Source organism: Nocardiopsis flavescens, from assembly GCF_900141985.1.
In the GTDB taxonomy this organism is placed as follows: Bacteria; Actinomycetota; Actinomycetes; order Streptosporangiales; family Streptosporangiaceae; genus Nocardiopsis; species Nocardiopsis flavescens.
Genome location: NZ_FQZK01000003.1, coordinates 79,066 through 89,460, shown reverse-complemented (window position 1 = coordinate 89,460; position 10,395 = coordinate 79,066). Strand labels below are relative to the sequence as shown.

Sequence of the window (10,395 nt, the reverse complement as noted above, 5' to 3'; positions counted from 1 at the left end):
GTGCGAGGATCGGCGGTGATGGACAGGATCGCGGCCGCCGTCGCCGCCCGCCGCGCGATCGCGCCCGCCGACGTGCGCCCGCTGCCCGCGGGCGTCGCCAACCACGTCCTGGCCCTGGGCGGCGCCCTCGTGCTCCGCGTCCCCCGGGGCCCGGAGTTCGCGGCCGACCTGCGCAAGGAGGCGTCGCTCCTGCCGGTGGCGCGCGCCGCCGGGGTCCGCGTCCCGGAGCTGGTCGAGTTCCGGGAGGGCGACCCGCCCACGATGCTGCTGGAGCGCCTTCCCGGCGCCGACCTGGTGGGCCGCGCCCCGGGCCGGGGGGTGCTGCTCGACCTGGGGCGCCAGCTCGCCGCACTGCACGCGGTGCCCGTCGGCGCCGTGCCCGGGCTGCCCCGGGACACCGGGGAGCCGGACCCGGCCGCGCTGGTCGGCCGGGCCCGCGACGCGGGGTACGTCGACGCCGACACGGCGGACCTGCTGCTCGCCTGGTGCGCCGACCTCGCCCCGCGGGTCCCGGCGCCGGCGGGGCCCGTCCCGGTCCACGGTGACTTCGCCCCGCAGAACCTGGTCGTGGCCCCGGACGGCGTCCTCGCCGGGATCGTGGACTGGGGCGACGCCGCCCTGGCCGACCCGGCCGTCGACTTCGCGAAGCTGCCGCCCGCCTGGCTGCCCGCCGTCCTGGCGGGCTACGGCGCCCCGGACCTGGCGCCGCGGGTGCTGTGGTACCACCTGGCCTGGGCGCTCGGCCGCCTTCTCGACCCCGCGCCCGTTCCGGGGCGGCGCCACTGGACGGCGCCGCCGCTGAGCCGGGTCCTCGCCCTGCTGCTCTTCCTGGCCTCGGACCCGCCCGAGCCCTGGGCCCGCCTCGGCCCGGCGGCCCGGTCCCCGTCCTGAACACGTGCGGACCCGACGCCGCCCGCCCCGCCGGCCGCCGTCCTCCACGTGCGCCGGAGCCGCACCGGTGCATACCCGCAGACCGGGTCCAGGCCGCGGAGTACGACCGCCTCGCCGCGAGGGCGCCGGGCGCGTGGAACGGCCCCCGGCGGGTCGCCGGGGGCCGCTCCACGGGGTGCTCAGGCCGCAAGCAGGGCGTCGATCTGGCCCATCGCGCCCTCCATGCCCTCGTCCATGCCCATCTGGAGCAGCTGCTCCATGTTCTCCCGGCTGCGGAAGGTGGAGGTCACCACCATCCGGCTGCCCCCGTCGTTCTCGGAGATCCGCACGCGGCCGGTGATCACCGGCATCGCGTCGGTCGGCGCCCCGTCGGAGTCGGAGAAGCCGTCCAGGAACTCCAGGGACGTCGGCGCGTCCACCGAGACGATCTCCCACCAGCCGTGGTGCCGGTCCCCCTCCGGGCCGGTCATGTAGTAGGTGACCTTGCCCCCGGGGGCGAGGTCGTGCTCCTCGACGGTGGCCGGGTACGTGGGCGGCCCCCACCACCGCTCCAGCTGCCGGGGGTCGGCCCACAGCCGCCAGACCCGCTCCACCGGCGCGGCGAAGTCCGCGGTCAGGGTGAGGGTGAGGTTCTCGAAGTCCTTGTCGACACCGGTGACGGTCATCGGTCCGTTCCTTTTCGCTCGGGTGCTTCCCGTGTTCGGGGCCCCTCGGGCTCCGCGAGGAGGTCGGCCATCCGGTCGACCCGGCCGTGCCAGAGGGATTCGAGGTGGTCCAGGGCCTGCCTGGCCCGCCGGACGGCGTCGGGGCGGGTGCGCACCAGCTGCTCCCGGCCCTGCCGCGTCTTGCTCACCAGACCTGCCCGCTCCAGTACCGCAACATGCTTCTGAACAGCGGCGAAGCTCATCGGGTACAGCTCGGCCAGCCGGGACACGGACAGCTCCCCGTCGACGGAGCGCCGGAGGATGTCGCGCCGGGTGGCGTCGGCCAGGGCGTGGAACAGGCGGTCGGCGGGCTCATCTTCTACAACCATTTGGTTGTATGTTAGTCCGCGGGAGGCCCCGGGGGAAGGGGTTCACCGTGATCGGCGGGTCATCTTCCGCCCACGCGGCCCCCACGGCCGCGCCGGGCGCGGCCGTCCCGTCCCGGACGGCCGCACCCGGCGGCGCCTGCTCACACCACGCCGAAGACGAACCCGCCCGGGGAGTCGGTGGCCTCGCCGAACAGGTACTCCCGGGCCGACAGCACGAACTCCTCCCGGCTGATGTGCACGTCCCCGTCCGTGTCCACGTTCGCGAACCGGGCCCGGGCGTCCTGCTCGGCGGCGCCCAGCGCGGCCGCGTACACCAGGAACTCGTCCAGGCTGATCCGCCCGTCGCCGTCCTCGTCCAGCAGGTCGAACACGGCCTCGGCCACCGCCTCGGCGGCGTTGAACCGGCTGCGGTCCTCCGACGCCGCGTGCATGGCCGCGATGAACTCCTGGCGCTCCAGCCGCCCCGGCGCGCCGGAGTGCCGTACCAGCTGCTCCCACAGCGACCGGTAGGCCGTCTCGATCGCGTGCGCCTTGGGCTCGGTCGGGTCCAGTGCGTACCCGGTGATGTAGCGGTCCACCAGCCGCTGGTAGTCCACCCAGGTCGCGTGCTTGTCCCCGTCGGTGTCGAGCACGTCGAACAGCTGGTTGAACCGGGCGGTGATCGCCTCGGAGGGGGTGATGCCCACGTGGTGCCTCCCATCGAAGGGGAGGGTGGTTCCCTCCCCGTCCTGTGAGTCCCATGGTGCCGAAAAGGTTCCCCCCGTGCGCACCCGGAAGGGCCGTTCGCCCTGATCGCGACCGATGTCCCCCCGCGGGGAGCCCCGGGGCGCCGGGCCGCGCCCCGGCCGCCCGGGTTTCCCGGCGTCCGGGCCACGGTCCCGCACCGGCAGGTCTAAGGTCGGAACCGACAAGGACGTCGAAACGAGGACACGAAGATGGACGTACGCACCTACATCGAGGCCCACCGGGAGGAGTTCCTCTCCTCGCTCAAGGAGTGGCTGGCGATCCCCTCGATCTCCGCGGACCCCGGGCACCACGACGACGTGCGCCGTTCCGCCCGCTGGCTGGCCGACCACCTCACCGCCACGGGGTTCCCCACGGTCGAGGTCTGGGAGACCCCGGGCCTGCCCGCCGTCTTCGCCGAGTGGCCCGCCGCCGACCCCGGCGCCCCGACCGTCCTCGTCTACGGCCACCACGACGTGCAGCCCGTCGACCCCGTCGAGGAGTGGGACACCCCGCCCTTCACCCCGACCGAGCGCGGCACCTCCCTGCACGGCCGAGGCGCCTCCGACGACAAGGGCCAGGTCCTCTTCCACACCCTGGGCCTGCGCGCCGCCCTGGCGGCCTCCGGCGCCGACGCCCCGCCGGTCACGGTCAAGCTCCTCGTCGAGGGCGAGGAGGAGTCCGGCTCCGTCCACTTCGCCGAGCTGATGAAGGCCCGGCGCGACCGCCTGGACTGCGACGTCGCCGTCATCTCCGACACCACCATGTGGGCGGCCGACACCCCCTCCATGTGCGTGGGCATGCGCGGCCTCACCGACGTCGAGATCTCCCTGTACGGGCCCGCCCGCGACCTGCACAGCGGCTCCTTCGGCGGCGCCGTCCCCAACCCGCTCAAGGCCATGGCCGACCTGCTCTCCGCACTGCACGACCGGGACGACCGGATCGCCGTCCCCGGGTTCTACGACGACGTCGTCGAGGCCTCCGCCGAGGAGCGCGAGCTGATCGCCCGCCTGCCCTTCGACGAGGCGGAGTGGCTGGCCACCGCCGCCTCCACCGCGGCCCGCGGCGAGCGCGGCTACAGCACCCTGGAGCGCATCTGGCTGCGGCCCACCGCGGAGATCAACGGCATGTGGGGCGGCCACACCGGCGCGGGCGGCAAGACCATCGTCCCCCGCTCCGCCCACGCCAAGGTCAGCTTCCGCCTGGTCCCCGGCCAGGAGCCGCTGAAGATCCAGGACCGCGTCCGCGCGTTCGTCGAGGCCCGCGTCCCCGACGGCCTGCGCGCCGAGCTGGAGTTCGGCGGGCCCGGCGTGCGCGCCTGCGCCTCCGACCTCTCCTCCCCGGCGCTCAAGGCCGCCCGCCGCGCCATGGAGCGCGCCTTCGGCACGCCGGTGCTCTTCACCCGCGAGGGCGGCAGCGGCCCCGAGGCCGACATCGCCGACGTCCTCGGCGCGCCGCTGGTGTTCGTCGCCGTCGGTCTGGACGGGGACAACATCCACGCGCCCAACGAGAAGGTCGAGACGCCCCTCCTGCTCAAGGGCGCCGAGAGCGTCGCCTACCTGTGGGAGGAGCTGGGCGGCACCGCCTGACCGCGGGTCCCGGGGCCGGGCAGCACCACGGCCCCGGCGGTGCCGTCCACGTCAGCCGGCGGGCCGCGCCCGTTCGCGGCCCCGCCCCCGCACATCCCGGAAGGACCCATGCACGTCGACATCACCCCCTCCCTGTCCCGCGCCTCCGTGGACGCCGCCGCGCACCGGCGCACCGACACGGCCTGGCTGGAGAAGGCGTGGGGGGACCCCGGCACCCGGGTCCTCGCCCTGGAGGGCGGCGACCCCACCTCCTACGGGTGGAAGGCCCTGATGGCCAAGCAGTCCCGGGCCCTGGTCACCACCGAGGGGGAGCCGGCACTGGTCTTCACCGCGCCGGCGCAGGCGCCCGGGGGCGAGCGCTACCTGCTGGGGGTGGACGGGGGGCGGGCCTACTTCGCGGTGCGCTCCCCGGACGAACTCGTCGCCCGTGACGGCGCGCGGCCCGCGTCCCTGCGCGAGGTCGGCCCGCTCCTGGGCGACCGCGACACCGGGCTGCTCACCCGCGCCGTCGCCCTGGCCAACTGGCACGCCACCCACGGGTTCTGCCCCGCCTGCGGCTCGCCCACCACCCTCTCCGGCGCCGGCCACCTGCGCCTGTGCGAGCGCGAGGGGCGCGAGCAGTTCCCGCGCACCGACCCGGCCGTCATCATGCTGGTCCACCGCGGCCACGGCGACGGGGAGCAGGTCCTGCTCGGCAACAACCCGCACTGGGACGCGCACCGCTTCTCCGTGCTCGCCGGGTTCGTCGACGCGGGGGAGTCACTGGAGCAGGCGGTCGTCCGCGAGGTCGCCGAAGAGGCGGGGATCGTGGTCGAGGACCCCCGCTACCTCTCCTCGCAGCCGTGGCCCTTCCCGCGCAGCCTCATGATGGGCTACACCGCGCGGGCCGTCGGCGAGACCGAGCGCACCGACGACGAGATCGGCGTCCTGCGCTGGTTCACCCGGCCGGAACTGGCCGCGGCGGCGGCCACCGGGGAGATCGTGCTCCCCGGGCCCGTCTCGATCGCCCGCACCCTCATCGAGCACTGGCAGGGGGAGGCCCTCCCCGGCCGGTGGTAGCCGAGGGGGAGCCGCGCGGCGCCGGGTCCTCCCGCCGGCCCTCCCGACGGGGCCGGTGGTCCTTCCCGTCCCCGGTTTCCGCCGCGTCCGCGGCGCGGGGGCGGCCGCGCTCCTTCGGCCCGTTCCCGCCTTCTCAGGCCGTCCTCTGAGTGTGGTGGGGGCGGGCGGGCCGAAGCGGGGCGTGGCGCTTCCTAGTTCGAGCCGGGGGAGACGCTCAGCTCGTCCGGCAGGACCGTGAGCGGGCTGGTACTGCTCTCCACCACGTCGCGGGCCAGGTCGGCGACCTTGCGGCCGCGCGAGCGGGCCGAGGAGCGCAGCCGCTCGAAGGCCTCGCGCGGCGGCATGGTGTGCCGCTCCGCCAGGACGCCGATGGCCTGCTCCACCACCACGCGCGAATGCAGCGCGTGCTCCAGCTGCGCCACGGTGTGGCGCAGGCGCTCTACCTCCGAGGCGTCCTCCGGCGCCCGACCGGGCGCCTGCGGCCGACGGCGGTCGCCGCCCGCCTCCGCGGTGAGCAGGTCTGCGAGGACCATCGCGCTCACCAGGTCGGGCAACTCGTGCCCGTCGCCCACGCGCCACCCCGTCGGGGTGCGGCGCACCACGCCGGCGTCGACCGCGTCGGCGACCGCTATGTCATGAGAACTCACGTCGTCCCCCAACTCAACACTCCCCGTCGTCATCCGTCCGAGCCGTTCAAGGCCGAGAGCCGCCGTACCGGGGAGTGGCCCCTCGGGGTCACGGGGCCGCGGTCCGCGGGAGTGACCCGCGGACCGCGTTCTCCGGGCTACGACAGCTCGGCCAGCTTCTGCTTCACCTGAGCGAGCGACGGGTTGGTCATCGCCGCTCCGTCACTGAAGACCACCGTCGGGACGGTTTGGTTCCCGTTGTTGACCTTCATCACGAGATCCGCGGCCTCCGGGTGCTCCTCGATGTTCACCTCACGCCCGGTGATCCCCTCCCGTGCGAGCTGGCTCTTGAGCCGCTTGCAGTACCCGCACCAGGGGGTGGTGTACATCGTGAACTGGTCGGTGGCCGTGCTCGTCATGTCGCTCACGCTTCTTTCCGTCCTGCGGTCGGCGTTTTCGCCCGGTCCCACATCCCAACACCGTGGACCCCGGCGCGCTTCCCCCGACCGCGTGACACAACGTGGGACGCCTCACAGGCCCGGCTGGTTCTGAAATGTGTCGTTCGGCTCGCCGGCCGCGGCGCCCCGGCGGCCCCGCCCGGGATCCGCCTGTGGACGGGTGCCCTTCCGTCCCGGGGGCGACCGATACTTGAGAGACTGACCCACAGAACCGCACAACCGTCTCGACCATGTTCAGGAGCACCATGGACCCCGACCGCGTCCTGGAGGGACTGGACCCCGAGCAGACACAGGCGGCGCGCGCGCTGCGCGGACCCGTGTGCATCCTCGCCGGCGCCGGTACGGGCAAGACCCGCGCCATCACCCACCGCATCGCCCACGCGGTGGCCTCCGGGGTGGTCTCGGAGCAGCAGATCCTCGCGGTCACCTTCACCGCCCGGGCCGCCGGCGAGATGCGCGGACGGCTGCGCGCCCTGGGCGCCCCCCGGGTACAGGCCCGCACCTTCCACGCCGCCGCGCTGCGCCAGCTCTCCTTCTTCTGGCCGCAGGTGATCGGCGGCGAGAAGCCCACCCTCATCGACAGCAAGATCCAGGCGGTGGCCCGCGCCGCCCACTCGGTGGGCGTGCAGCCGGACCGCACCGGCCTGCGCGACCTCGCCTCCGAGATCGAGTGGGCCAAGGTCACCCAGGTCCGCCCCACCGACTACGAGGGCGTCGTGGCCAAGGCCTCCCGGCAGGTGCCGCTGCCCGCGGGCGAGATCGCCCGGGTCTTCGAGGCCTACGAGGAGCTGCGCCGCGAGCGCAACCTCCTCGACTTCGAGTCCATGCTCGAACTCACCGCGGGCATGATCACCGAGTACCCGGCCATCGCCCAGCGGGTCCGCGAGCAGTACCGCTACTTCGTCGTCGACGAGTTCCAGGACGTCAACCCGCTCCAGAAGCTCCTGCTCGACGCCTGGCTGGGCGACCGCGACGACCTCTGCGTGGTCGGCGACCCCAGCCAGACCATCTACTCCTTCGCCGGGGCCACCCCCGCCTACCTCACCGGGTTCGCCGCCCGCTACCCCCACGCCACCGTCGTCGAGCTGGTCCGCGACTACCGCTCCACCCCCCAGGTGGTGCGGGTCGCCAACCACGTCATCTCCCAGGCCGGGGGGACCACCTCCGCCGGGCACCTCACCCTGCGGGCCCAGCGCCCCGACGGCCCCGACCCCGTGTACCAGGAGTACGACGACGAGCCCGCCGAGGCCACCGGGGTCGCGCGCAAGATCGGCGTCCTGATGGAGGAGGGTGTGAGCGCCGGGGAGATCGCGGTCCTGGTGCGCACCAACGCCCAGTCGGCCGCCTACGAGCAGGCCCTCACCGACCAGGGCGTCCCGTTCACGGTGCGCGGCACCACGCGGTTCTTCGAGCGGCCCGAGATCAAGCAGGCCGTGCACCTGCTGCGCGGCGCCCGCCACGAGGCGGCCGGGGAGGACCCGGCCCCGCTCATCTCCACCGTCCGCCAGCTGCTCGGGCAGATCGGCCTCACCGACACCGCGCCCGAGGGCCGCCAGGCCCGCGAGCGCTGGGAGTCGCTGACCGCGCTGGCGCAGCTGGCCGAGGACATGGCCGCCCGGCCGCACCCCGAGGGGGGCCGGGTCACCATGAACGACCTGGTCGAGGAGCTGGAGGTGCGCATCTCCACCGAGCACGCACCCGGGTTCGAGGGCGTCACCATCGCCTCCCTGCACGCCGCCAAGGGCCTGGAGTGGGACGCGGTCTTCCTGGTCGGCATCACCGAGGGCATGATGCCGATCATCTACGCCGAGACCGACGAGGAGGTCGAGGAGGAGCGCCGCCTCTTCTACGTCGGGGTCACCCGCGCCCGCGAGCACCTGTCGATGTCGTGGTCGCTGTCGCGCTCCCCGGGCGGGCGCAAGACCCGCAAGCCCTCCCGGTTCCTGGACGGCCTGCGCCCCGCGTCCCCCAGCACCTCCGCCCGGCGCGCCGAGCGCCGCCGCGGCGGCGCGGCCCGCTGCCGGGTGTGCGGCGCCGCGCTCACCGACGCGGCCGCCCGCAAGCTGGGCCGCTGCCTGGACTGCCCCTCCAGTTACGATGAGGCGCTGCTGGAGCGCCTGCGCGACTGGCGGCGCACGGTCTCCCAGGAGCAGAAGGTGCCCGCCTACGTGATCTTCACCGACGCGACCCTCCAGGCCATCGCCGAGCAGGAGCCCTCCGCGGTCCCGCAGCTGGCGGCGGTGTCCGGTGTCGGTCCGGCCAAACTCGACCGCTACGGGGAGGCCGTCCTCGCGCTGGTCGCCGGTGCCGACCCCGCCGATGTCATCGAAGGTCGGGACGCCCCCGACGACGCAGAGGAGAGCGTGACCGGATGAGCGACGGAGCCGACGAGTCCCGGCGGGAGCAGTCGCTGGCCGACCTGCTGGCGGTGCTGGACCTGGAGCGGATCGAGGTCAACATCTTCCGGGGCAGCAGCCCCCAGGAGGGTCCCCAGCGGGTCTTCGGCGGGCTGGTCGCGGGCCAGGCACTGGTGGCGGCGGGCCGGACGGCCCCCGAGGACCGCTACGTCCACTCCCTGCACGCGTACTTCATCCGTCCGGGCGACCCGTCGGTGCCGATCGTCTACGAGGTGGACCGGGTCCGCGACGGCCGGTCGTTCACCACCCGCCGGGTGGTGGCCGTCCAGCACGGCAAGCCGATCTTCACCCTGTCGGCCTCCTTCCACAAGGAGGAGCCGGGGCTGGACCACCGGATCCCGATGCCCGACGTGCCCCCGCCCGAGGAGCTGCCCAGCACGCGCGAGCGGCTGCGCGCCGAGTTCGGCCGGGTCCCGGGGTTCGTCCGCTGGCACCCCATCGAGCTGCGACCGGTGGGTCCGCTGTCCTACGAGGCCGAGCGCGACCCCCGGCTGCGCACCCCGGTCAACCCGGTGTGGCTCAAGGTCGACGGCAGGCTCCCCGACGACCGGCTCACCCAGGTGTGCCTGATGACGTACGCCTCCGACCTCACGCTGCTGGACACCGTGCTGCTCCGCCACGGCCGCTCCTTCGCGGGGATCTCCATGGCCAGCCTCGACCACGCCATGTGGTTCCACCGGCCGTTCCGCGCCGACGAGTGGCTGCTCTACGCGCAGGAGACCCCCACGGCGCAGGGCGCCCGCGGACTGGCCCGCGGCCTGGTCTACACCCGCGACGGCCAGCTGGTCTGCTCGGTGGTGCAGGAGGGGCTGATCCGGGTCGTGGACGCCGAGGGGTGGTCCGACGCGCTGCGCGCGGGACCCGTGTGACCGCAACCGGCCAGGGGGCCGCGGTAACAACGCGCGCCCCCTGCGGATTCCTGGGACTCCGTGGCCGGATGAGGACGTTTTCCCAGGTCAAAAATAGGTTGCTTGTTTTCGTGAGCGACCCTTAGTCTGTACTTCGTCGCCAAGGCCGTTCCAGGCGCGGGAGGGATCCCGCCGCCCGACCGAGAAGGAGGTGCCCGATCAAATGACCACGAGCAACGTTTTCGCCGTGTCGTCCCGTCAGCAGTGGCTGAACGCTGTCCCGGGCACCGCCCTGTCCGAGTGCGGTCTGCCCGGCGGCTCCGCCCTGCGCGGTGAGCGCGCCATCGCCGGCGGTGCCCACGGTGGCACCGGCACGGTCTCGGTCGTCGGTGCCCTGCGCGGCACCGGTGTCGAGGGGACCGGTCTCGGCTTCGGAGGCTTCGGCGTCCGTCCCGTGACGACCGTGATCCTCGCCGCCAAGGCCGAGCACGAAGGCAGTGGTGTGTCCACCGGCAACGAGAGCGCCCGTGACCGCGGCGATCTCATGACGGCTCGCACCGAAGGAACCCCGCGCCGTTACGGCGCACCGGGGAAGTGTCCACGGAGGATTCCGGCCTAGCCAGGCCCAGGATCTCCATCCGTGGCCGCGGTCCCCGATCAGGGGCCGCGGCTTTCTTTGTATCCTCGTCCGTTCGTCCTCCCCCGGGGAGGCAGGGCAGGCGTCTGCATCGCAAGTCAGGTCCCGCACCGG

The 10,395-nt window shown here is 74.0% G+C and carries 11 protein-coding genes; 6 read left to right on the top strand and 5 right to left on the bottom strand.

Features of this window, described 5'->3' with window-relative positions; translation table 11 throughout:
* The first annotated feature begins 18 nt into the window (after positions 1-18).
* On the top strand, positions 19-891 hold the full coding sequence (locus tag BUE45_RS07075) for a phosphotransferase family protein (protein ID WP_245832873.1): 873 nt from the start codon (positions 19-21) through the stop codon (positions 889-891).
* Between the two features lie 179 nt (positions 892-1,070).
* Here BUE45_RS07075 and BUE45_RS07070 read toward each other — a convergent pair whose 3' ends face one another.
* The 3 genes from BUE45_RS07070 to BUE45_RS07060 form a co-directional block, all read right to left on the bottom strand.
* Entirely contained in the window at positions 1,071-1,556 is a 486-nt protein-coding gene (locus BUE45_RS07070; RefSeq protein WP_073376670.1) for an SRPBCC family protein, read from the bottom strand.
* Positions 1,553-1,924: an ArsR/SmtB family transcription factor gene (locus tag BUE45_RS07065; RefSeq protein WP_073376668.1), complete on the bottom strand. Its 372-nt coding sequence runs from the start codon at positions 1,922-1,924 to the stop codon at positions 1,553-1,555. Before BUE45_RS07065 ends, BUE45_RS07070 begins: the two co-directional genes overlap by 4 nt.
* 140 nt (positions 1,925-2,064) lie before the next feature.
* On the bottom strand, positions 2,065-2,610 hold the full coding sequence (locus BUE45_RS07060) for an EF-hand domain-containing protein (protein ID WP_073376666.1): 546 nt from the start codon (positions 2,608-2,610) through the stop codon (positions 2,065-2,067).
* Between the two features lie 249 nt (positions 2,611-2,859).
* On the opposite strand from BUE45_RS07060, the gene BUE45_RS07055 reads away from it, so the two are divergent.
* Positions 2,860-4,236: a dipeptidase gene (locus tag BUE45_RS07055; RefSeq protein WP_073376663.1), complete on the top strand. Its 1,377-nt coding sequence runs from the start codon at positions 2,860-2,862 to the stop codon at positions 4,234-4,236.
* A gap of 108 nt (positions 4,237-4,344) precedes the next feature.
* Positions 4,345-5,295 carry an NAD(+) diphosphatase gene (nudC, locus tag BUE45_RS07050; protein ID WP_073376660.1) on the top strand — a complete coding sequence of 317 codons (951 nt, stop codon included), beginning with the start codon at positions 4,345-4,347 and terminating at the stop codon, positions 5,293-5,295.
* Between the two features lie 191 nt (positions 5,296-5,486).
* Here nudC and BUE45_RS07045 read toward each other — a convergent pair whose 3' ends face one another.
* Positions 5,487-5,975, bottom strand: coding sequence for an ANTAR domain-containing protein (locus BUE45_RS07045; protein ID WP_073376658.1), 489 nt, complete (start codon positions 5,973-5,975; stop codon positions 5,487-5,489).
* A gap of 104 nt (positions 5,976-6,079) precedes the next feature.
* Positions 6,080-6,340 (bottom strand): mycoredoxin, encoded by a 261-nt coding sequence (locus BUE45_RS07040; protein ID WP_073377400.1) that lies wholly within the window; start codon positions 6,338-6,340, stop codon positions 6,080-6,082.
* Positions 6,341-6,624: 284 nt separating this feature from the next.
* Between BUE45_RS07040 and BUE45_RS07035 the strand changes: the two genes are divergently transcribed.
* From BUE45_RS07035 to BUE45_RS07025, 3 genes are all read left to right on the top strand, one after another.
* Positions 6,625-8,754 carry an ATP-dependent DNA helicase UvrD2 gene (locus BUE45_RS07035; protein WP_073376656.1) on the top strand — a complete coding sequence of 710 codons (2,130 nt, stop codon included), beginning with the start codon at positions 6,625-6,627 and terminating at the stop codon, positions 8,752-8,754.
* On the top strand, positions 8,751-9,665 hold the full coding sequence (gene tesB, locus BUE45_RS07030; protein ID WP_073376654.1) for an acyl-CoA thioesterase II: 915 nt from the start codon (positions 8,751-8,753) through the stop codon (positions 9,663-9,665). Before BUE45_RS07035 ends, tesB begins: the two co-directional genes overlap by 4 nt.
* Positions 9,666-9,867: 202 nt before the next feature.
* A complete protein-coding gene (locus BUE45_RS07025) occupies positions 9,868-10,263 on the top strand; it encodes a hypothetical protein (RefSeq protein ID WP_073376652.1) in 396 nt (131 codons plus the stop codon).
* Positions 10,264-10,395 lie beyond the last annotated feature (132 nt).

Coding starts and splice junctions, on each gene's coding strand:
- BUE45_RS07075 (WP_245832873.1), top strand. CDS start 19: ATGGACAGGATCGCGGCCGCCGTCGCCGCCCGCCGCGCGATCGCGCCC.
- BUE45_RS07070 (WP_073376670.1), bottom strand. CDS start 1,556: ATGACCGTCACCGGTGTCGACAAGGACTTCGAGAACCTCACCCTCACC.
- BUE45_RS07065 (WP_073376668.1), bottom strand. CDS start 1,924: ATGGTTGTAGAAGATGAGCCCGCCGACCGCCTGTTCCACGCCCTGGCC.
- BUE45_RS07055 (WP_073376663.1), top strand. CDS start 2,860: ATGGACGTACGCACCTACATCGAGGCCCACCGGGAGGAGTTCCTCTCC.
- nudC (WP_073376660.1), top strand. CDS start 4,345: ATGCACGTCGACATCACCCCCTCCCTGTCCCGCGCCTCCGTGGACGCC.
- BUE45_RS07045 (WP_073376658.1), bottom strand. CDS start 5,975: ATGACGACGGGGAGTGTTGAGTTGGGGGACGACGTGAGTTCTCATGAC.
- BUE45_RS07040 (WP_073377400.1), bottom strand. CDS start 6,340: ATGACGAGCACGGCCACCGACCAGTTCACGATGTACACCACCCCCTGG.
- BUE45_RS07035 (WP_073376656.1), top strand. CDS start 6,625: ATGGACCCCGACCGCGTCCTGGAGGGACTGGACCCCGAGCAGACACAG.
- tesB (WP_073376654.1), top strand. CDS start 8,751: ATGAGCGACGGAGCCGACGAGTCCCGGCGGGAGCAGTCGCTGGCCGAC.
- BUE45_RS07025 (WP_073376652.1), top strand. CDS start 9,868: ATGACCACGAGCAACGTTTTCGCCGTGTCGTCCCGTCAGCAGTGGCTG.